This window comes from Erysipelothrix rhusiopathiae (assembly GCF_900637845.1).
Lineage (GTDB): Bacteria > Bacillota_I > Bacilli_A > Erysipelotrichales > Erysipelotrichaceae > Erysipelothrix > Erysipelothrix rhusiopathiae.
In genome coordinates this window covers 296,157-319,014 of record NZ_LR134439.1, presented here as the reverse complement: position 1 = coordinate 319,014, position 22,858 = coordinate 296,157, and the positions used below count along the sequence as shown (strand labels likewise).

General features: G+C 35.8%; 19 protein-coding genes and 9 tRNA genes. 2 read left to right on the top strand and 26 right to left on the bottom strand.

Annotated elements, in window-relative coordinates; all coding sequences use genetic code 11:
* Window positions 1-493 precede the first annotated feature (493 nt).
* Window positions 494-1,258 carry an IS3 family transposase gene (locus EL194_RS01605; RefSeq protein WP_003774589.1) on the top strand — a complete coding sequence of 255 codons (765 nt, stop codon included), beginning with the start codon at window positions 494-496 and terminating at the stop codon, window positions 1,256-1,258.
* Here EL194_RS01605 and EL194_RS01600 read toward each other — a convergent pair whose 3' ends face one another.
* The 9 genes from EL194_RS01600 to EL194_RS01560 all read right to left on the bottom strand — a co-directional run bounded on the left by EL194_RS01600 (window position 1,259) and on the right by EL194_RS01560 (window position 10,673).
* Window positions 1,259-2,272: a nucleoside hydrolase gene (locus EL194_RS01600; RefSeq protein ID WP_123245005.1), complete on the bottom strand. Its 1,014-nt coding sequence runs from the start codon at window positions 2,270-2,272 to the stop codon at window positions 1,259-1,261.
* Window positions 2,265-2,897, bottom strand: coding sequence for a YczE/YyaS/YitT family protein (locus EL194_RS01595; RefSeq protein ID WP_003774585.1), 633 nt, complete (start codon window positions 2,895-2,897; stop codon window positions 2,265-2,267). The genes EL194_RS01600 and EL194_RS01595 overlap by 8 nt, the downstream gene beginning before the upstream one ends.
* The gene (locus EL194_RS01590) at window positions 2,894-3,841 is read right to left on the bottom strand and encodes a nucleoside hydrolase (protein WP_003774584.1); all 948 of its coding nucleotides are present in this window, start codon (window positions 3,839-3,841) and stop codon (window positions 2,894-2,896) included. The genes EL194_RS01595 and EL194_RS01590 overlap by 4 nt, the downstream gene beginning before the upstream one ends.
* Entirely contained in the window at window positions 3,819-4,787 is a 969-nt protein-coding gene (locus EL194_RS01585) for an ABC transporter permease (RefSeq protein ID WP_003774582.1), read from the bottom strand. The genes EL194_RS01590 and EL194_RS01585 overlap by 23 nt, the downstream gene beginning before the upstream one ends.
* Window positions 4,787-5,884 (bottom strand): ABC transporter permease, encoded by a 1,098-nt coding sequence (locus EL194_RS01580; RefSeq protein ID WP_013853362.1) that lies wholly within the window; start codon window positions 5,882-5,884, stop codon window positions 4,787-4,789. Before EL194_RS01580 ends, EL194_RS01585 begins: the two co-directional genes overlap by 1 nt.
* Window positions 5,871-7,424, bottom strand: coding sequence for an ABC transporter ATP-binding protein (locus EL194_RS01575; protein ID WP_013853363.1), 1,554 nt, complete (start codon window positions 7,422-7,424; stop codon window positions 5,871-5,873). Before EL194_RS01575 ends, EL194_RS01580 begins: the two co-directional genes overlap by 14 nt.
* Window positions 7,425-7,462: 38 nt before the next feature.
* Window positions 7,463-8,554 carry a BMP family lipoprotein gene (locus EL194_RS01570; protein ID WP_003774577.1) on the bottom strand — a complete coding sequence of 364 codons (1,092 nt, stop codon included), beginning with the start codon at window positions 8,552-8,554 and terminating at the stop codon, window positions 7,463-7,465.
* Window positions 8,551-9,453: a ribokinase gene (locus EL194_RS01565; RefSeq protein WP_003774576.1), complete on the bottom strand. Its 903-nt coding sequence runs from the start codon at window positions 9,451-9,453 to the stop codon at window positions 8,551-8,553. Before EL194_RS01565 ends, EL194_RS01570 begins: the two co-directional genes overlap by 4 nt.
* Window positions 9,454-9,620: 167 nt before the next feature.
* Entirely contained in the window at window positions 9,621-10,673 is a 1,053-nt protein-coding gene (locus EL194_RS01560; protein ID WP_003774572.1) for a LacI family DNA-binding transcriptional regulator, read from the bottom strand.
* A 523-nt stretch (window positions 10,674-11,196) separates the two neighbouring features.
* Here EL194_RS01560 and EL194_RS08605 point away from each other — a divergent pair.
* Window positions 11,197-11,802: an IS30 family transposase gene (locus tag EL194_RS08605; RefSeq protein ID WP_197719379.1), complete on the top strand. Its 606-nt coding sequence runs from the start codon at window positions 11,197-11,199 to the stop codon at window positions 11,800-11,802.
* A 179-nt stretch (window positions 11,803-11,981) separates the two neighbouring features.
* Here EL194_RS08605 and EL194_RS01550 read toward each other — a convergent pair whose 3' ends face one another.
* From EL194_RS01550 to EL194_RS01465, 17 genes are all read right to left on the bottom strand, one after another.
* Complete coding sequence (locus tag EL194_RS01550; RefSeq protein WP_051009464.1) at window positions 11,982-12,560, bottom strand: plasmid pRiA4b ORF-3 family protein; 579 nt, start codon at window positions 12,558-12,560, stop codon at window positions 11,982-11,984.
* A gap of 374 nt (window positions 12,561-12,934) precedes the next feature.
* Window positions 12,935-13,822: a choline kinase family protein gene (locus EL194_RS01545; RefSeq protein ID WP_003774564.1), complete on the bottom strand. Its 888-nt coding sequence runs from the start codon at window positions 13,820-13,822 to the stop codon at window positions 12,935-12,937.
* Between the two features lie 892 nt (window positions 13,823-14,714).
* Complete coding sequence (locus EL194_RS01535) at window positions 14,715-14,993, bottom strand: hypothetical protein (RefSeq protein WP_034886676.1); 279 nt, start codon at window positions 14,991-14,993, stop codon at window positions 14,715-14,717.
* A 441-nt stretch (window positions 14,994-15,434) separates the two neighbouring features.
* Window positions 15,435-16,553 carry a putative periplasmic lipoprotein gene (locus EL194_RS01530; RefSeq protein WP_003774556.1) on the bottom strand — a complete coding sequence of 373 codons (1,119 nt, stop codon included), beginning with the start codon at window positions 16,551-16,553 and terminating at the stop codon, window positions 15,435-15,437.
* A gap of 321 nt (window positions 16,554-16,874) precedes the next feature.
* Window positions 16,875-19,358 carry an ABC transporter permease gene (locus EL194_RS01525; RefSeq protein ID WP_003774554.1) on the bottom strand — a complete coding sequence of 828 codons (2,484 nt, stop codon included), beginning with the start codon at window positions 19,356-19,358 and terminating at the stop codon, window positions 16,875-16,877.
* On the bottom strand, window positions 19,355-20,035 hold the full coding sequence (locus tag EL194_RS01520; RefSeq protein WP_003774552.1) for an ABC transporter ATP-binding protein: 681 nt from the start codon (window positions 20,033-20,035) through the stop codon (window positions 19,355-19,357). The genes EL194_RS01525 and EL194_RS01520 overlap by 4 nt, the downstream gene beginning before the upstream one ends.
* A gap of 56 nt (window positions 20,036-20,091) precedes the next feature.
* Window positions 20,092-21,051, bottom strand: a complete 960-nt coding sequence (locus EL194_RS01515; protein WP_003774550.1) for a sensor histidine kinase — start codon at window positions 21,049-21,051, stop codon at window positions 20,092-20,094.
* Complete coding sequence (locus tag EL194_RS01510; RefSeq protein WP_003774548.1) at window positions 21,032-21,694, bottom strand: response regulator transcription factor; 663 nt, start codon at window positions 21,692-21,694, stop codon at window positions 21,032-21,034. Before EL194_RS01510 ends, EL194_RS01515 begins: the two co-directional genes overlap by 20 nt.
* Before the next feature lie 215 nt (window positions 21,695-21,909).
* A tRNA-Phe gene (locus tag EL194_RS01505) sits at window positions 21,910-21,985 on the bottom strand.
* A gap of 2 nt (window positions 21,986-21,987) precedes the next feature.
* Window positions 21,988-22,064 (bottom strand) — tRNA-Met (locus tag EL194_RS01500).
* 70 nt (window positions 22,065-22,134) lie between these two features.
* A tRNA-Ser gene (locus EL194_RS01495) sits at window positions 22,135-22,223 on the bottom strand.
* A 55-nt stretch (window positions 22,224-22,278) separates the two neighbouring features.
* Window positions 22,279-22,355, bottom strand: a tRNA-Ile gene (locus tag EL194_RS01490).
* Between the two features lie 33 nt (window positions 22,356-22,388).
* Window positions 22,389-22,465, bottom strand: a tRNA-Met gene (locus EL194_RS01485).
* A 28-nt stretch (window positions 22,466-22,493) separates the two neighbouring features.
* Window positions 22,494-22,570, bottom strand: a tRNA-Pro gene (locus EL194_RS01480).
* Between the two features lie 5 nt (window positions 22,571-22,575).
* Window positions 22,576-22,652 (bottom strand) — tRNA-Arg (locus EL194_RS01475).
* A gap of 40 nt (window positions 22,653-22,692) precedes the next feature.
* Window positions 22,693-22,779 (bottom strand) — tRNA-Leu (locus EL194_RS01470).
* 5 nt (window positions 22,780-22,784) lie between these two features.
* Window positions 22,785-22,858: transfer RNA gene (locus EL194_RS01465), tRNA-Cys, on the bottom strand.

Genomic DNA, 22,858 nt, shown 5'->3' with positions numbered 1-22,858 from the left:
TCCTACAGTTAAATATCACGCTCCTTATTTATCACTACCATAACACAAATCTTTTTTAACTAAATTTTATTTTCATTTATATCACAATTTTTCAAGCATATTTCATTAAATCCAATAACTTCAGAGCTAAAAAACACCTTATTCACGACGATTATTTTATAGACAGAAAATCATAACAAATTTGGAAACTGACCACTGTTAATGGGTCTCCACAAAAAAAGTGTCTATCCTCTTGAGGTTAAATTGGAAGCAATTAGGCTGAGACAAGAAGGGTATAGTGTTAAAGAAATTCAAAAATTACTTGATATCAAAAGTGAGTCACAAGTATATATCGAGATGGTGAACATCATAGACTTTCACAACCCATTGGGAAACAATATAGTAATGGATTGGGCCCCGAAGGATCTTGCACCGAAGCATCTTTGATGATGCGTAATGAAATTTTGGATCAGCAAGTAAAGATACTAAAAAAGCACAAGAAGATGGAAAGGAAGTGGTACGAGAAGTATTCCTAGAACTTGTCGATGAATTTAAAAGTATCATTTCAGTCAAATCAATACGAGAGCTCTTCAACATTTCAAAATCAACTTATTATCGTTGGAAACAAAGATCAGTAGAAACATGTCTTACTGAAAATGAAGAGATAATCATTAAACTCTGTAATGATACAACCTTCAACTACGGCTATCGCATGATTACAGGGATACTTAAAAGAGATGGATATCCTATTGGAAAGAACACGCTTCAAAGAATTATGCAACGTTTCAATCTTCAGTGTCGCGCTAAGCAAAAACGTCAAAATCTCTATAGAGGAAAAGAAGCTCTTGTCGCGAATAATGTTATGAATCGAAATTTCAAAGCAACGCGTCCATTAGAAAAGCTATCCACAGATATTACCGATCTTCCTTGGGGAGAAACTAACTTTTACTTGTCGTCGATTATGGATTTATATGACGGCCAAATTATCGCTTATACACTTAGAACAATTCAAGATATTGAATTTGTATCAAATACAGCCAATCAACTCCCAAAGATTATGAGTGAGTGCACAATTCAAATAATCAAAATTCGCTCTATACATCGTGTATACACTAAACATCACAACAACACTCGAATTCAAGCAAAACTGGGATTCATGTCTCCGGTACAATACCGCGAGTCACAAATCCCAGCTTATTTTTTATTAGAGTCCCACCATGCGGGGACTCTAACTTTAGCACCAGTCTTTTTTGAGAATCATTCTATTCTTAGAGGTTAATTACAAATGAGAGTCATCAATGATTGTGTCTACAAACAGTTTCATAAACGCTCTCCCATCGACAGATTGTGCAATGCGAACATTGCGATGTTCTTTCAATGGATTGTACATAATTTGCTTACCAAAGTAAGCGACGGTTGCACCGCGTGCCAGGCTTCCTTCCAATTCAACATCCACATGAACGGGGTCGGAATAAGTGCACAAGTGTGGGTGTGCAACCAATGCTAACGTGATGATATCATCCATAGGGAATCCAGATAAATCAAAGAACTCACGCCAAATATCAATATAGACTGGAAATTTGTGAATCATGTACTCGATTACATCATTACGTTTTCCATACGTTTCAAGATCGTATAAATCATCTCTTGAAAGCATCGACGCTGCGAAATCATTGTTTTCACAGATATCAAGTGGTACTAAAGTGATGTCATCGATGTCTGCATTAAGTACAATCTTTGCGGCTTCAGGATCTGCCCAAATATTGTATTCTGATAAAGGTGTGATGTTTCCGGCAATTTGGAAATTACCCCCAAGCGCAATAACTTGCTTGATCTTCGATGCAATTTCCGGGCATTTTTGTAAAGCAACGCCGAGATTTGTCATTGGTCCCGTCGTCACAATCGTAATTTCATTCGGATTGTTTTTCACTGTATCAATGATATAATCCACAGCATTCATCACTTCTGCTTCTTGAAGTGGTTTTGTTTGCGCTTCATTGAAGCGATCCAAACGTGAACCCAACTTATCACGAAGTAACTCATGAAAGTTCACAGGGTCACCGTGTTCAGTGGAAACAGGTTTCATCGGTTGAGCCATACCTGCATACACAGGAATGTGACGGTGTGTAAGGGCAACCGTATTCAATGCAACCCATGTAGCCTGTTCAATATCGCCACTTGCTCCACAAACTGTCGTGATCGCCTCAAGATGCGTTTTCGGATCTAAAACACCAAAGATTACAGCTAAAATGTCATCGCCAACAGAATCTATATCCAATATCACTCTATTCATCATATTCACCTATTATCCTATCTACCATCTTATTGGTATGGGGTCTTAAGAATTGTACAATCGGGCCCGTCATAACAACTGCCACGATGGTACCAACGCCTGCTGTCCCGCCCAAAAAATAACCTACAATAACCAGGGTTAAATCGCCAACAATGCGAACCATACGATAAGCAACACCACTTTTATCCGAAATAATTTCGGAAATCAAATCAACTGCACCGACACCTAAATTAGCACGAATGTATATGGGGATTCCCGATGCCATAATCCCACATCCGATAATCATCAACACCATCCGAATACCAACTGAAAAATCTGATGGTAAAATCCCCATTAAGATTGTGTTGGTAAAATCTGCTGTGTATCCGATTAAAAAAATCGCTAAAAAAGATGAAATGTTAATAAACTTGCGATCAATGATGAAAACGATGGTTAGAATAACCAGATTCATCAAAGCGGATGCATCTCCATAACGGATCCCAAGTTGTTTGGCGAGACCCAGTTGAAAAACACTTGCTGGGTCAACACCTAATTGACTAAAAATAAAGATTCCGACACCGATTCCTGAAATCATTAATCCAATTGCCGCAATCAAGATACGTATCGGTAGTTTTTTATGTTTCATAATCGACTCATTGCCTTAAAGAAGTTTTCAACGTAGACTTCTCGGTTGACACCCTTTAAGAATTTGACATTTTGGGGGCGTTTTACGCCAAAGATTTTTTCTTGATAGTTAATCGTATCCACTACAGTCATTCCGTAGGTTAGCGTTCCTTGTGTTTCAACATCTACATTGCATTGAATGGATTCAAACATTTCAGGGTGAACAAGTGCACCAATTACAGTCGGATCATGTAGTGTACAGCCTGGGAACCCTTCAACCTCATAATGATATTTACTGAAGTAATCAATTAACTCTGCAGCAAATATAGATCCTTTATTTCCTTGTTTTCTCAAAATTTCATTTTCTTCGCGTGTTATGTAAGCTTTTTGAGTAACATCTAAACCCGCCATTAGAATCTCAATTTCACTGTTGAATACGACCTTTGCAGCTTCAGCGTCTGCCCAGATATTATATTCGGCAGCTGGCGTATAGTTTCCAACCGTTCCACCACCCATCAACGCGATCAATTCTATCTTGTCCATTAAATCAGGTCTCATTCGTAAAACCAATGCGATATTCGTTAAAGGTCCTAGAGGTACCAATGTAATTGGCTCCTTGCTTGCTTCAAGAGTACGAATTATAAATGAAACAGCATCCTCTTTAATTGGATCAAAACCACGTTCAGGAAGTTCGGGTCCTTCAAGTCCCGAATCCCCATGTACTAATTCACCACCAATTTCCAAATTACGTACAAGGGGTTGGCTCATACCGACCGCAACCGGAATCTCATGATGTCCTAATAAGGTTAGAATACGAAGTGTGTTTTCTGTAACCTTACTTAACGTTTGATTTCCTGCTACCGTAGTAATACCTAATATATCTAGTTCAGGTGATGCAAGTGCCCACATAATGGCCATTGCATCATCGTGACCTGGATCACAGTCAATAATTATTTTGCGTTTCATGCTTAATGCTCCCTTCAAGTGCTAATCTCATTTTTTTCTTTTCATTTTCGCGTTTAACACGAATACTAAATACTACCAGTCCAACAACAGACACAACATAAGGAATCATTTGAACCAATTCCGTCGGAATGGAGGTTAATTGTAAAGCGTAAGACCATGCTTCTGCGAAAGCAAAGAGAATTGCCGCTAAGCTTGCGCCAAGAGGTGTTGATTTCCCCATTGCATCAGCTGCCATCGCAATAAATCCACGACCTGCTAGCATGTCTTTCGAAAACCAACTTACATAGCCCATTGACATGTAAGCACCGGCGATTCCACCTAAAATTCCACTAATGGCAAGTGCAATCATTTTTGTTTTAAAAACACTTTGACCTACGGACTCCAAAGATTGCGGTGCCTCTCCTGCTGCACGTATTCGAAGTCCCATTGGTGTTTTATAAAGCAAAATCCATACTGCAATAATAGCAATCACCGCAATATACGCAACCACATTATGTCCCGAAAATATCGTATTCAATATAGGGATATCCTTAATGATGGGGATAGTTATATTTGGTAGTACCCCTGAATTTAAGGAACTGGTTGTGCCCTTATCGCCTGTGATCGAATACATAAAGAAGATGGTTCCACCGGAAGCCATGGCATTAAAAGTAATAAACGTTAATGCACTGTCCGTTTTGAGTTTCAGTGAAACATATCCAATAAATAATGATGCTAAGATTCCCGTAATGACAGCAATCAGGAGACCAAACCAAGGTCCAAACCCAAATGCACTGGATAATACAGCGACAAGTGCAGATGTAAGCATTACTCCTTCAAGTCCAATATTTGTAATTCCAGCATTTGAAGTGATAACCGCTCCCATAGTCGCAAGCAATAACGGAGTCGCAACGCGAATAATGGTATCGTAAAATGAAGTGGTAAAGATCATTTGAATGTATTCCATTATGCAACCTCCTTATTTAATTCGCGTGTAGAAATATCAACGGTCATCTTATGACGCCATTTAGCAAGGAATGCGTTTGCGGCAATAAGAATGATTAAAATTCCTTCAATAATTGCGACAATTTCAGGTGCTACACCGGATTGACGATACATATAGTCAGCACCAATACGGATGTAGGAAACAAAGATTGCTGCTAGTGGAATGAATTTCGGATTGCCTTTAGCAATAATATTTAAAACAACACCATCGAAACCAAATCCAGGCAACGCCATCCATTGAAAACGCGTATACAAACCAAGCATTTCAACGCCACCACCAATACCTGCAACAAATCCTCCAACAAGTTGAGCTAACATGATAATTCGTGGTGTATTCATTCCTACACTTTTCGCAAATTCTTCATTATTACCAGTAACTGTAATTTTATAGCCCCATTTTGTTTTATTAATAAAGAAGTTAACCGCAATCACGAAGATTGCGACAATCACGATTCCTAGATGAAGGCGTGTATTTTTTAAGAGTACGGGCAAACCGACGCCGTCACGGAATGGATAGGATGCTGCATAGGCAGAATTAATATCTCGAATATAATGGTTGAAGAGATACGTCCCAAAATATAAAATAATCGTATTTAACATGATGGATACCACCAATTCACTGACATTCCACTTAACTTTTAGATATCCTGGAATTGCGGTTATAATACTGCCGACCACCCCAGCACTTAATATTGCTACGATCGTTACAAAGATAGGATGACCACCCATAAATATTGCAATCGTTGCTGCAACCAAAGAACCAAAATAAAGTGCGCCTTCAGCTGCTAAGTTAAACTGATTTGCTCTAAACATAACACTCACTGCTAATCCTGCAAATGTAAGCGGAATTGCTTTTTCAATAACCGTACTAAAGCGACGTACAGATGTTAGTGGACCAATAATTAAATCAACAATTGCTTGCACCGGATGGGGTGTAAACATTGCTAGAATTCCAAACGAGACACCAAATGCAATAACAACAGCAATCAAAAGTCTTACAATTTCAAACTTATACAGAAATTTATCCATTTTTGTTCTTTTCATTTTAACTTTCTGCATAGTTTTTCCCTCCATGGTTTTGTTGTGTTTTTACCCCTAACATATAATAACCGAGTTCTTCTTCAGTTAGTGTTTTTGTATCCTCAAAATATGCATTGAGTTTTCCCGAATACATAACTGCGACACTATCACTCAGCTCTAATATTTCATTTAAATCCGCAGAGATAAGAATAATCGCTTTTCCTTGATCCCTTAATTCAATAATCTTACGACGTAAAAGTTCAGAGGCTCCCGCGTCAATTCCACGCGTTGGCTGGTTAGCAATAATAACCTTGGATTCATTTAACAATTCACGAGCAGCTACAACTTTTTGCATATTTCCACCCGATAACATTAAAATTGAACGATTGATTGAGTCAGTGACAATTTCAAACTCTTTAACCAATTTTTGAGCGTGATGGTTCATTTTATGACGATCAAGAATAATATTCCCTTTTTTGGTAAACGACTCAATTCGATTGGTAAACATATTATCTACAATCGACATGTGGGGTGCGGTTCCTGTCTTGAGACGGTCTTCTGAGATAATACTTAATCCACAATCGCGAATTGCTTTGGGTGTATAGTTTTCAGGTTCTTTACCATTAATTGTAAAGGAACCCTCTTGCATCGTTGTCATTCCACTCAAGATATCCGACAATTCAGATTGACCATTGCCTTCAACACCCGCAACTCCCAGAATTTGTCCGGCGTAAACATCCAGTGAGACATGATCCACAACGCGTTTCCCGATATCATTGATTGCAACTAAATTTCGTGCAGATAAACAGACATCACCACGTTCCATTGGTTTTTTTTCAATTTTCAATACAACATCACGTCCAACCATATTTCTCGAAATATCTTCAACACTCGTATCACAGATATTTTTTGATACAACTGTACGTCCGTGACGCATAATAGTTACACGATCACATAATTCTATAATTTCATTCAATTTATGCGAGATAAATACTATGGTGTGTCCTTGTTTTTTTAACATCTTTAATTGTTGGAATAACTCCGTTGTTTCCTGTGGGGTTAACACTGCAGTTGGTTCATCAAGAATTAAAATCTTGGCACCACGAACCAACGCTTTTAGGATTTCTGTTTTTTGTTTAACACCCACGGATACATCCTGGACTTTTTTTGTAATATCGATATTAAACTGATATTTTTCATTATATTCACGTGCAAGGCTAAGCATCTCTTTTTCATCGAGAAATAATTTTCCACGTGTTGGCTCATCGCCAAGGACAATATTTTCAGCAATCGTGAGTGATTCAACCAACATAAAATGTTGGTGAACCATCCCGATCCCTAAATCGATTGCTTTCTTAGAGTTTTCAATCGTAACCGCTTCTCCATTAAGTGTTATCGTACCACTATCTGGACGTTCCATCCCAAACAGAATCTTCATCAACGTTGATTTACCAGCGCCATTTTCTCCAATTAAGGCATGAATTTCGTTGGTCATCAATTTCAAATTTACATCTTTATTTGCGACAACACCATTGGGGTAAACTTTCAATACATTCTCTACATTTAGTAATTCTTGCATAATAACCTCCATACCTGAGAATTGAGTTGCATCAATTCTTAAGGTGCAACACTTGTTTTAATGCTATTTAAAATTTCTGTAGACATACCGATTGCAGTACTTACTTCGATTTCACCTGCAACAATTTTTTGTTCAATTTCTTCAAGGGCAGCAATTGTTTCCGGCTTCATGCTTGATGTGAAGACATCATTTTTAGCCAATCCCACAGCTCCCTCTTTAACACCTAATTGTTCAGCTGTTCCTAGTGGTAGTTTATCTTCTTGATGAAGTTTCACTGAGTTAAATAGAACATCTCCGACACGTTTAACCATCGAGGAAATAATGATATCGGCAATATCTTGTTTATTGTTATTGCTATACATTGCAGATTGGTCACTATCCACACCAATGATATATTTGTTTGTTTCACGAGCAGCTTCAATGGTACCCAATCCTGTAGGACCTGCTGCTGGGAATATAACATCAACACCTTTATTAGCTAATGCAATTCCTAACTCTTTTCCTTTAGCAGGGTCGTAGTAGTCACCCGCATATGTTGCGACAACTTTAATGTCTTCATTTACATATCTAGCACCTTCAATGTAACCAACTAAGAAGTCGTTAATTGGAGGAATATCCATTCCACCCAAGAAACCAATCATGGAATTTTCATCAGCATTTGGTAGTTCAGTAGTCATATAAGCACCTAAAGCACCTGCTAAGAACGAACCTTCATTTTGTTTAAAAGTTGCTGAATATACATTGTCTAAGTTTCCTTTACTGTAATCGACCGCGTTATCAATTAAGATAAATGTTTTATCTGGATATTGTGGTGCAATTTGTTGAATTGGATCAACCATTGACGGTGATACCGCAATAATAATTTTTGCTTTTTCTTCAGCAGCATCTGCTAGAGCTGGTTCCCATTTTGATTCGTCAGACCCTGTTTCAATAACTTGAATTGGTAATCCCAAATCTTTTTCAACGCGTTTCATTCCTTCATTAGCGGAGTCAAAGAAACCAAGGTCACCCAAGTTTCCATTAACAATCAAGATCACGCCATCTTCTGAAGCGGAATCCGTTGTGGAACTACATCCCACAGTCACAAGTAATAACACAGCTGCAAACAAAATTAATTTAAACTTTTTCATCGTTTTTCTCCTTTGAATGATGTTAACTGAGCTAAATCTTTATAATAGGGTATTGATGGTGCCGCTCCATAACGACTAACACACAATGCTGCGGCCTTTGATGCATCGTTTAATACCTCTTGGATTGGTTTGTTGCGACTCATACCCGCTACAAAATATCCTGCAAACGTATCCCCAGCTCCGGTTGTATCGACAGCCTTGGTTTGAAAAGCAACCTGCTCGATGATGCTTCCTTCATAGAGACACACGCTTCCTTTGCTCCCAAGCGTTAGTACACAATTTAAATCTGGGTACTTCACTTTAAATGTATCCAGAATGGCCTCCGTTTCCGTGCAACCACTCATCATTTCTGCCTCAACTTGGTTCATAATCAACCAACTGATCTTATTTAAATCTATTTGCTTTAGACTTTCAGTAAGGGGGGACGGATTAAGAACAATGGTCATTCCACGTTTGTGTGCTTCATTGACCACGTACTCCAACTCACTGATTTCATTTTGTAAAACAAGCATGGTTTCGTGATCAAACTGAGTTAAGACATTATCAATATACTCACGATCCACGCTTCCGTTTGAACCGCTGTAAACGATAATGCAGTTTTCACCAATTTCATCAACCTGTATGATTGCATGCCCTTGCAAGATATCATCCATCTTGACCAAATGTACATCAACTTCGTTCTCATCTAAATATTCTTTAAGTACATTCCCTCCCTTTCCTAAAATTCCAGCATGGCAGACATCAATGCCCGCACGCCTCATTGCAATAGACTGATTTAACCCTTTTCCACCAGGATTTACTTCCAATTTTCTGACATCCTTGGTTTCTCCAGGTTGTACAAACCGGTCAAGATAGTAAACATTGTCAATATTCATTGAACCAAAATTAAGGACTTTCATTGTAATCTCCTATTCAATCAAATCGAACGTCTTCGATATTAAGTTAAACGTTTAACTTAATTTAAAACTAGTATAGTTAATAATGTAAGCGTTGTCAACGCTATTTGAGTTTTTTCTAGAAATCGCTTACATTATTTGTACCATCGACATGCATAAAAAAAATGATGCTAAGCATCATTTTTCATTTCTTGATTAAAATCAATTACACTATCTCGTTCATATAACTTCGGTTTCAATACTAAGCGCTCAACGAAGTCCTTCTCTTCAATCATCCGAATCATAATCTCAATCGTACTTTTTGCCATGGCATCAACATTCAAATCAATAGACGTAATGCCTTCTGAAATATAATCATTCATCTCAAGATTATCAAAACCCACAATCGAAATATCTTGTGGAATGCGATATCCTAAAGCCTCAGCACGTTTTTTGAACCCATAAGCATTTAAATCATTTGAAGCAACAACTGCAGTAATGTTCTGTTTAAGCAGTACTTCGGCAGCATCATAACCCGTTTTAAAATCGAACCCTCCAAAAAAAACTAGTGACTCATCATACTCTAATTGGTGATCAAGCATCGCTTCTCGGTAGCCTTCATGTCGAAAATAGCCATTCAAAGACGTTTCTCGAGTTGAGATAAAACCAATATTTTGATGACCCTTCTCGATACAATGTGCTGTCGCTATGTATGTACCCAATTTATTATCAAATACAACTTGACTCCCTTTATAATCTTTTAAAGATCGGTCAATTGTGATGGTAGGAATATTTGCCCTTTCTATCATTCGGTTTATTTGTTTTTCATGTCCATACGAATTGGCAGATGCCGCAAGAATGATACCATCCATATTTCTGCGAAAGAGCGAATCAAACAATTTTATATCATTCTCGTAGTGTTCATCTGCGTTAACCATAAGCACTGTGTAATTATAAGCTCTCGCTAATGTCTCGATTTTTTTTGCTAGGTTTGCGAAAAACGGATTTGAAAGATCCGGTATGATTAAACCCAAAGCAAATGTTTTATGTTGCACGAGGCTTCTCGCTGCCATATTGGGTGTATAATTAAGTGATTTAGCCAAATCAATGATTTGTCGTTTTGTTTTAGTTGAGAACCGTTTGGTATCCGGATCTTTCAGTATAATGGATACTGTTGCCACGGATACGTCTGCAATTTCAGCGATATCCTTTAGCCGTGTTCTCTTGTAATTATCTTTTGTCATAGCGCCCCATCCCTTATATCGTATCTGCTTCTATTATACCTTATTATAATAAAATGCAAATAATCCTTTTATCTTCTTATGTAATGAATATCGAATAGTGGCTTATGAATTATTATAATTGTCTTGTATTTTCAATAAAATAATTTTCTGCGTACACTTATATATACAGATAAATTAGTATATTAAGTGCAACACTAATAAAAAGGCTCATAATGCACTCGTGGTAAAATGTATTTGACGATACAACCAGGAGGTAGCATTATGAGCTATAAACATATTACCATAGAAGAACGAGCATGTATCAGGAAAATGAGAAGTGAAGGCTCTTTATCTAGAAAGAAGTCCATCTACGATATCTAGAGAAATTAATCGGAATAAAGCTAAGAACGGTGTATATCATCCCGTAACAGCTCAAAGATTTTATTTTGAGCGTAAAGATAATTGTGGTAGAAAGATATCCATTGCGTCGGTCGTTCGAGAATATATTGATGACAAGATTAATGATAACTAGTCACCAGAACAAATCTATTATAGATCGAAAACGGATAGACCTGAATTAGATATTCCATCCTTCTCAACAATATATAGGTGGATTCACCTAGGACTCATTGTTAAAGGAGATATGAAGAAACTCCGCCGTAAAGGTAAATTTAAAAGACCACAAGAAACTAGAGGTAGATTTAATATCGGTAAGACAATCAATAAACGCCCTAAATCTGTGTATAAGCGTGAAGAAATTGGCCATTGGGAAGCTGATACTGTTGAGTCTGGAAGAATAGGACACAAGAGAAAAAGTTCATATTGTCTCGTGACCTTGGTTGAAAGAAAATCTAGATACACCTTATCGACAGTATTGCCAAATAGAAAAGAGGAATCGGTAACGCAAGCAATTATAGAAATGGTGTCTACCTTACCAAGTTACATGGTAAATACAATCACTTGTAATCGAGGGAAAGAATTTTCTGGATATGAGAAAATAGAAGAGGCATTAAGTTGTGATATATACTTCGCTGATCCGTACTGTTCTTGGCAGCGTGGCACTAACGAAAATACGAATGGTTTACTCAGGGAGTATTATCCAAAAGGCATGGATCTTTCACTTGTAACTGAATTTTGTCTTGAAGAGTAGGTAAAAAACTGAATACTAGGCCACGTAAGTGTATTGGCTTCTTGACACCAGAAGAAGTTCTGTATGAGAATGAAGCGTTGCACTTAATTTGACAAATTATCTACAAAAAAACGCACCATTACTGATGCGGTTGAAATGAAAATTCATCTAAAATCTTTAACAATATTTATTACTTATGCTTAGTGTATTATTTTATGATTAGATTTAGTGTTATTTAATATTTCGCGTAATTTTTCATTAATCCGTGTAACATTTGTCGTATCTGTTGGTGAATATTCAATCATAGCCAACCATTCCAAGATACTGTTGATTTCTTCTTCATCTCCGGCAATTAAGGTATTGTTGAGATATTCGTATCCGCTTACTCCACCGACATCCTCTGGAGGGCAGACACCCTCCGCTTCAATAACCGTTGCGGAATTATCATATTGTTCGATAATTTCACTAATCACGATATCATGATCCCACCAATCACCAAAGTCGTATATATAACGTAAATTCTTCGTTTTATTGTATACATCGCGTATTTGAACGCTGGCGGCATCGATTTCCATTGTGGAACTATCACCTTCAAAAAAACCTACGATTTTCATGTCATTTGGTAAAACGAACTCATATAGATGAGCGTTATTCCATCCCATAGCAGTTTGGATAACGAGATGGAGTTCATACATTGTTAAATCTGCATCAACCACAACTTTACGATAACAACGCTCTTTCATTCCTGTCAGTTCAATAACCACTAAGTACTGATTCATTATATGCACCTCTTTTAAATTTAGTATATCATACACATTGAAAATTATTTATATGTTTTATTAGTGTTAATGTTTAGGAAATCAATAGAGCATCAATACAAATATTTTCTTTATGTCTACAGAAAGAGAGTAGGATATTGTGATGTAGCATTTCTCAAATGATAACATAAAAGAATTACATGTCTTTCTATAAATAATGAAGTCCAAAATCATTTAACGAGTTTGAATTAATCTAAAATTGAATGCTTCCAACCAGATAGATCGCTATTATTCCTAAAAATAGTAGTATTGATGTATTCCTGAATACTTTTGAGTTTGAGCGCTCTATTTATAAAAAGGCGTTCGCTTCTAACGATGTAATATCAAAATTAACATTATAAGTTATAAAAATATTCAGCCTGTTCCACAAACAAACGTGTATAAGCAGCATAATTTTCAAAGAAATCCCCAACATCAGTACCATTATGTTCTTGGAAAATTGCCCAGTTCATCCAATAAAATCCGGTAACCGCAAAAGTTCCAATAAAATGATGCTTGTCAGCTTCGCTCATGGTCCCCCCTGCATATTGATCAAGAACCTTCAGAATGGTTGAGTAATCGTAAGGCGAACATACGATAAAGGTCGCAAGGTCTACAGCTGGATCGGCAACCATCGCGAATTCCCAATCAATTAAATAAAAATTATCATCTTGGAAGAGAATATTAGTCGTGTAGATATCATTATGACAAAGAGTCTTCGCATAACCTTCACGTGAAACACACTCATAAATGCGCTCTACGCGTTCACTTAAATCATCATAATCTGAGAAATGGGAACGACCAACATCACCAATTTCTTGCTTAAAGTCTTGAATTTTTTGGAATAAGTCAAACTCCCATTCGCCTTGTATGTTTGCATCATGAAGGTAACGTACTTTCTCGATTACAACTTTAACATCTTCTTCGTGCATATAATCAAAATAGCGTGCATTTTCAATATAATTCGATATCTTCCAGCCCTCAGTCTGATCCATAAATACAAGACTGTTATCTAAGCCAAGTTCTTTCGCTTTCAATTGAGCATAGAACTCACTTTTCCGATTAATATAAGCATCCGTTTCAACGCCTGGTTCACGATAAACATACTTTTTTCCATCAACCTCGAATGTGTAAGAATGATTGGTAAGTCCGCCAAATAGTGGGGTAAAGTTCAAAATGGAATCAATCTCACATTCCAATGTTTTCGCAATGTTTTGTGTGTAATTATTTATGGTATTTGTCATTTATAACGCTCCTTTTACTAAGTCCCTTTATTATATAATAAACTTTACATAAAAGAACGCTTTTAGGCATGAATTAAGCAATATATGTATTGATTCGATACAAATCCTTTACTCAATAGATTCGATGCTACTAGTTCGATACAACGCTCTCACATTAGGAGATTCAATCGTTTCAATCAGTCCATCGTTATTCAAATCATAAAATACTGTTTGTCGTTTAAATATAACTATTGTTTACAAATATTCTTACTTAAAAACATCACATCCAAATGCGAAACGAAACTATAATAAACTTAGAATTTTGATAATATTAATCGGTAGTATTATGAAAAACACGCTCCATATAATTTGGAGAAAGAAGGATATCCATATATATGTCATAACAACAAAATCCCTACCAAGATTATTAAAGGACTTTACAAGAATATTAGCCCTTGACTCTATATAGATAAGGTTGAAAACAGATAAAATACTTAGGGCCATATACAAAGAAATAAATGGCGTAGCTTGTACGCTCTCTACATTATTTGATATCAGGATTATTCCAATTAAAATCCACCTTGCTATTTTTATGTGTGGCATCATGACAAAAATGGTACTCGTTATTTTAGTGTGTGAATCAACTGCATGTGAAATTTCATGTACTCCCTTAATGTACTTGGAACCCGCGAGTTTTCGGTTCTCAATATAAATCTTATTCTGGAGATATGAGTATGAAAAAATCTTACTATCTGTTTCTATCATAAAGCTTGGAACCTGATATTTATCAATAAAACCACTCAAAATTTCATAGATATCATATTTTTCCACATATTTAAAGTTTATGTTCTTTTCAAGAATTATTGAAATGATTTCTAGTCCTATAATCATTGAGAAAAGAACAACTATGACGCTATACATGATTATCTTTTTCACACTCTGTAATAAAGCATGAAAAATAGAAAAAAATAATTAACGAAGGTAACGTAATGATAGAGTCTACCTTCATGAGAATACCAACGTTGATGTAATAATATCCAAAAAAAATGATGCATGCAAACAGTTCAAGTAAATTTTGGAATGAATACTTCATTTCAAATATCTTCAAATATTTTAATGGCACAAACTTAAATCCATTCAGCCCTTTAGTAACAACAATTATTGATATTCCTAGAAAAATATAGTACTTCATATCAACCCCACTAAATTGATACAAGAATAAATATAAACATGTATAAAAGATGGTTATCATTTTATATCAACTTAACCGTAAAAATACTATAGATGATTGCGATAGTGAGAATAAACAAGATTATTTTTTTCATTTTAAACTTCTTTCTATTCTGAGTCTAATGTAACGACAATGCTGTCTAACAATTTTTATTATTACTTTTTATTAAACTTTACGAATTGATCTTTACAATATTTTGAATATAAAAAAAGCATAAAATCGATAATACTAATTTTATGCTTCTCCTCCCCCAAAAAATCATTTGAACAGTGTATACATCATTCACTGAATAACTAATTATTTCTTATAGGATAAAAATATCACATTCGATAGATTTGTTCAATTCCTTTTACTAAGTAAATTCAATAGATTATAAATACTCACGATGGTTGATTTGATTTCCTAGTTGCTACTCGATCGATACAACGCGCTCACATCAGTACATTCAATCGTTTCAATCAGTCCACCACTTTTCAAATCATAAACATACTGTGTGTAGTTTGGCTTGGATTCAAAGTTACCAAATAGAATAAGATTTTCTTTACTTGAATCATACCAATACTGAGACCAATAATGATACTGTGCGGTATCACTTATTGGCTCAAGTTTAAGATCCCGACTCTCCAGAGTATTTAAATCAATCATTCGAAGTTCGTGACGTTCACTTTTAATGTAGAGCTTGTTATTGATGATAGAATTCTGTACATCACTCGTAAAGGATGGTCCAAATCGCTTAAAATCTGAGATTGACTCAACATTCAAATCCTTGTCAATTACAATAAGCCGATCTTCTATTGTACCAATACTCTCTGGAATTGGTACATTATCCGCTATATACAAATAAAGATAAAGTTTTTCCGAATCCGTGACGAGTTGTGAGGTATAGTGGCTTGATTCTAATGTTTCGGACATCTTCTCAATCATTTTATTTCCAATATTATATCTGTAGAGCTTTCGTATAATTCCACGTTCGGAATCTTTATGATTATGGTTATTTTCCGTAAGTACATAAACATCGGAACCAATCACTGCAAGAGAAGTTGCTTGATCATCTTCAATATCGAAAAGTTTCTCGTTGTTTTTATATATTGAGGTCAAATAATTTGTAGGTTCAGATCTAAATCCTTGGTTATCAATGAAATATAAATCCTCTTCATAAAGATATACCTGTGAATCAATCGCATTCAGAGATGGTTCGAAGTTGTATACTTTTTCGTCTTGGTCCGATAATTCTCCCTTTATAAATTTATCGGATGATATCAGGTAGTAAAAATTATTATCAATTTTCAATTTATAATAATTTCCGCGATATTTTTTCGAGCCTAGAACGTGCCCTCTCGTATCGAGAAACTTAAACTCCGTGTGATTCAATAATTTTAGAATTTCTGATGATTTGGCGCTATGGAAAGTATCGTTCCCTAATACTATTGTTTTAGTATCTTTAAGTGCATTTGTAGAAGGTGTTGAAGAACAGCCTGCAATGAGTAATATCATTAGAATACAGTCAAATATTTTTTTCATGATATCTAGTACCGTGTTCTTTTAAAAAAACTTCTTTCCAGAATATCCTTTGGCGAAACAAACTTTCCACACTGCATAGATCTTATAGCTATCATTTCTTGGTTAAATACCACCATTATAATAATCCCCCCTTTAATAAAAAAATGATACCAAATTCATTATTGATGCGCAAGAAAATCGTTGGCCACCTGAACATCGTTTATCTACGATTCATATCAACGAGTTTAAAAGAATCGATGCGCCTACCGATTCATCAAATACGAGTTAGATCACTTCTCAAAAAATCACTTTAGGAACTAAGCCACAATATTAGGACTATTCTCAATATTTTTGACACTTTAAACGTTCAATAACCGATTCTCGATTGAACATACTTGTTGATATTAGAGTTTGAGTGATCAGTATTAGCGTAGAACCCATAATTGCGTAGAAGAGATAGTCCATTCTAAAGTTAAATTCAGGCATCCAAATTATTTTTCTTACAATTGCATATAGTCCATAGGATAATCCAAAGCTTAATACAATTGAGTAAACAATCACTTTCCCCATTGTAAATACAGATTCAAAAAATAACATCTTACATATTTCCTTGCGCGTCATTCCCACTGACTCTAAGATTGCATACTCACCCTTGCGTCTATCCTGTTCAGATATCGTTGTATTAAGAATACTTGTAACTGTCATCAATAGAATCATACCCATCACCGAAAATAATATTTTTACAATAACACCATAAACATTCTTATCTTGTGCATAGTCTGAGGCTAAGTTTCTAACATGAAATAACGGGAACGTTTTATTGAGGCTTATTTCAACTGATTCAGCTTGTACCGTATCAATCAATAAGATCCTATTAAGTATAAATTGATAGGGACTCTGACTTTTAATTCTATTAAACAAAGTTTGCGATACAATATAATTCACGGATACCTCACTACGAATGATCGACTCATTATAGAAAAATTTAAGTACTGAGGATTCACCATCAAATGTGTCGACCTTCAAACCGATGGGATACTCAGATAATTTTGCCATACTTTTTCCATCTGTTCCATCATATGTATAAAAAGGTACAAAATCACCAACTTGCAAGTCAGTTAAATGACGAGATATCTGAATTTTTCTATTATCATCTGAAATGACGCCTTCAAAATAATCGTTTACTACAATTTCATGAAGATTGACTGATGGGTATAATGTGTTGAAATCCTTGTCATCTAAGACGATTATTTTATGTCTCAGTAAATATTTTAATTCTTCATCAAATACATCATTATATCGCCAAATTCCAAGCCGTCCTGATTCTGTTGTGACCTTAAACGTTGATCTTACGTCTTCATTCTCTTCGATTTGTTTTCTTATATCTTCAAAAGTATTCGAATCGATATTTTGTTTTTCGATTTGAATAGCATAATTACTATAATCCAATTTGGCAGAAGCTAAATCTAGGGAAGAAGCTAAGAAAGAAGCAACTAATACCATGGATACGGTACCTATAACTAAAGAACGTTTAAGACCTAAGTATTTTTTTCGATCTCTAACCGTATTTTTATATGCCAAAACACCCGCTTGTCCAAAAAACATCTTGATGAATCTTGTTTTTTCTTTTTTCTTATTGATTGATATCCGCTTGTTTTCACGTATCAGTTCAATAGAACTATCTTTAAATATATTTCTTATAGAATGTAATAACGGGATATAAACAACTATAAATGAGACTATAAATATTCCTAAAATTAACTTCATTGTTAATGTTGGCTTCGCAAATTCCATAATATTGTATCCAAACAGAGACGTGTTAGATAATATGGGATAACTTATATTAAAGATTCCTTGAGAAACAAGAGATCCACCCATTAAACCTATAACCACACAAGGACTTGTAGTCAGAAACATCTCAAAAAACAGTGACCTTCGTATCTGCTTTTTAGTTGCTCCAATTGTTGATAAGAGACTTAAAGATTTTGTTTTACTTTCAAGGCTAATGTTAAGCGTGTTATAAAGTGTGAAAATTGATGTTAGCGTAAATAATCCCAATAGAACACTTGCCATTACCACTACAACTTTCCACATAATATTTTTATTGTCGCTTAGTCCTAGTAGTTCATTACGAAAATCGTTGAATACTACATCTTCATCAATGAGATTGTTAGACTTCATCATTGAAATAACCGATTTCTCAAAACCCTTTGTGTCATTTTCGAATTGAACATAGACTGTATTCTCATTTGACATCATAGCACTCTTAGTTTGATTATCGTATGTATATTGTCTATCCACAACACCAACAATTGTAACGACCGATTTTGAGCCATCTACCCATGTTACATCGAGTTTGTGACCTATAGGATCATCTAAATTCAATGCCTCAAGCATCATTTCAGAAACGTGCATTTCCTCATTGTTTTCTGCTAATCTTCCACTAAGAAGCGTTTGCTGAGAACCTTGTTTGATGAAAGAAAAATCTTCGTTATATAGAGTATAAAGTAAATACGTTTGAGGACTATGTTGTTCAGCATTAAAATCAACCCTCGTTATATCTCCAACTTTTGATGCATACTCATACCTAACAATATCTTCTCCACTTTCAATCAATGCATCCACATCTTTTACATTTCGAAAATAGACATTATATTGTTCACCGTATTTAAGCGACGATAACTTGTAACTATTATAAAATCCTGAAAATGTTGCGATTACGGCCGTCATAAGACACACTACAATAATAATGGACAACCATGACATTAGTGTTTGCTTCCAATATTTTTTTAGGTGTCTATATTGAACTTTTAGAAGTGATTTCATCGTATTCTCTCATCTCTAATAATGCGTCCATCTTCTATTTCAATAATTCTTTTGGCTTGTGATGCAATAGTTTCATCATGAGTAACCATTATGATTGTTTGTTCGCTCATCTCATTGGTTTCTCTAAGAATTTTAATGATTTCCTTAGATGTTTTTTTGTCTAAGTTACCCGTTGGCTCATCCGCAAGAATTAGAGTTGGTCGATTCATGAGCGCTCTAGCTATAGAAACACGCTGTTGTTGCCCTCCGGATAATTGACTTGGTAAGTGGTTTACACGATTCACAAGTTCTAATGACTTTAGAAGTTCTTCCAGATAGATTTCATCAACGTTTTGATTGTCGAGCTCTAAAGGAAGGATAATGTTTTCCTTAACATCTAATAATGGAATCAGATTGTAAAACTGATAGATTAAACCTATATGACGTCTCCGAAAAATCGTGAGTGCTTCTTCACTTAATGCTCCGAGATTGGTGTTATCCAATCGAATAACACCAGTGGATACAGTATCAACACCTCCAATAACATGAAGAAGTGTCGACTTTCCACTTCCACTTGCACCCATAATTGCGATAAACTCTCCTCTATCCACAGAAACAGAGACGTTATCAAGAGCCTTAATTTCTGCATCGCCTTGCTTATACGTTTTTGAAACATTTTCCAGCACTAATAATGACATAGTATCACCTCACTTTTATTATATATTTCATGAGAGTGTTATAAGTGATTTATTCGTCACTTAGTAGGTATCCTAATTTCAAACGTATTTTTCTCAACAATTCGAACCGAACCGCCTTGTTTTTCGATTATTTCCTTAGATATTGCAAGTCCAACTCCAACACTCTTGGAGTTAACACTATTTGTTTTAAAAAACCTCTCAAAAACTTTATCTCTTAGTTCCTTCGCGATTTCTACACCATCATCAGAGATCATTATCTGTGTTTCAAATACATTTTCTTCAATAGTCATGAAGATTGTATTTTGGGCGTATCGTGTTTTATTATCAAGTATATTAATGATTGCTTCTAAAAACCACTTTTCATCTACATATATTGTGTTTGCAGCTACTCTAGTCTCAATGTCGAGCTTATTACTTTTCGATGATATATTTAGTTTCAAACTCCTCACAAAATCATCGGTATTAACGCGTTTTTTATTCATTTCAATCGTATTTGATTCCAAGCGAACTAGAAGTAAAAGTGAGGTTATCAATGATTCAAGTCGCTCCAATTGTTCTTGATTTTGAAGTAAGAAATCATTGTCTGGTGATTCATCTCGTAAAATGTCATTGGTAAGAAGTAAGGCGGTAATTGGTGTCTTAAGCTGATGAGAGATATCAGTTAAGGACTTCTTTAGAAAGGTATTGTTGGCATTTAAGTTTCGATTCATTGTCTTGAGAAGAACGGTTATTTTATTGAGTTCTGAATGCAGAATTGATAGTTCTCCTTCTTCATATGTGTTGAGTTCATATTCGTGGCTGTTATCATTGAGACGTTTTAAATACTCAGTTAGTTCTTCTATCTCTCTACTTCGATGTAAGAGATAGCGATACACCAAAATCAAGCTACATAGGATCCCGGCTAAGATACCAAAATATGAATCCATGAAATATGCACATAAAAAACCAACAGATACCCCTAAGATGATACTTTGTGCAAAAAGATGAGCAATTTTCTTATCTCTGAGTATTTTCATGCTTGTATCGGTATCCTTGTCCACGAACAGTAACAATATCTAATTCTCCATTAAACTTCTCCCTTAAGCGTTTAATGGACGCTGAGAGCGCATTATCATTCACATATTCCATAGAGTCCCAAATCAATTCATAGAGATCTTCTCGTTTAACGATTTCATTTATATGGCTTATAAAGAATAAGAGTAATCTATATTCTATAGTTGAAAGATTAACCATCTCATGACCAAACTTTACGATTCCTGACTGCATATCGATACTCATGTCACCGTCTATAAATACATGCTTTTCATGTTTCTTTAAAAGTTTTTGTAGTCGAACTAAAAGCTCCTTTGATTTAAATGGTTTAATAATATAATCATCACCACCACGAGTCAGACCTTCAACTATACTATCTTCTTCATTTTCAACACTTAAAAATAGAATTGGGGCTTCACTCTGTTGCCGAATAAACGTACAAATATCAAATCCAGTGCCATCTGGTAGTCGGACGTCAAGAATATGAATGTTGTAGTGATTCAATCCAAGAAAGCGTTCAGCTTCTTGCACAGAAAATACAGCATCAACAAGATACCCTTCTTTTTCTAAGATATATTTTAGACTTCGAGATATTGCTCGATCATCTTCTACAAGTAATAGTTTCATATAGTTATTATACTATTATTTCTAATATAAACCATCGCATTTCTTAATTTGAAATTCAAAAAAATATTACCTCTAAAAAAAAGTTTGTTATGTTCATACAAATCGTTGCTTTATTAAGAATCGTATCTTAAATACTTATTCAGCAATTAAAAAAATGATCTCTTTTTAGGAACAAAAAAAACCACTCAATGAGTGGTTTGTCTTATCGGTTTAAATGGTGGCCCCAGTCAGAATCGAACTGACGACACACGGAGCTTCAATCCGTTGCTCTACCGACTGAGCTACAGGGCCATTGGTTGCGGGGGCCGGATTTGAACCGACGACCTCCGGGTTATGAGCCCGACGAGCTACCAGTCTGCTCTACCCCGCGATATGTTTAATGCTATGTCATTATAGCATAACTGGTATATAATGCAACCTTATTTCGTAAAGAAATAATATGGCGGAGGAGGGGAGATTCGAACTCCCGCACGCTCTCACGTCTGCTGGTTTTCAAGACCAGTCCCTTCAGCCACTTGGGTACTCCTCCATAGAGTTTTTTGCATTTTAATGTAATTAAATTCCGATAATCCTAAGTGTCAAATTGGTGGACCCTGTAGGACTCGAACCTACGACCAACCGGTTATGAGCCGGTAGCTCTAACCAACTGAGCTAAGGGTCCGCTACATCGGTATTACGCTTTTCAAAATAGAAATGGTAGCGGGTGTGAGATTCGAACTCGCGACCTTCCGGGTATGAACCGGACGCTCTAGCCAACTGAGCTAACCCGCCATAGGAATATTTAATTTTAATAATAAATTGGTCGGGATGACAGGATTCGAACCTGCGACCCCCTGGTCCCAAACCAGGTGCACTACCAAGCTGTGCTACATCCCGAAAATTGGCGCGCCCGACAGAAGTCGAATCCATAACCTCTTGAGCCGTAATCAAGTGCTCTATCCAGTTGAGCTACGGGCGCATATACATCGATTTAAATTAGAACTCCATCAATAAAGTAATGGTGGGGATGAAGGGACTTGAACCCATACGAAGTTACCTTCAACGGATTTTAAGTCCGTTGCGTCTACCAATTCCGCCACATCCCCATTACTGGAGGTTCCTATCGGATTTGAACCGATGATCACAGAGTTGCAGTCTATTGCCTTACCACTTGGCTAAGGAACC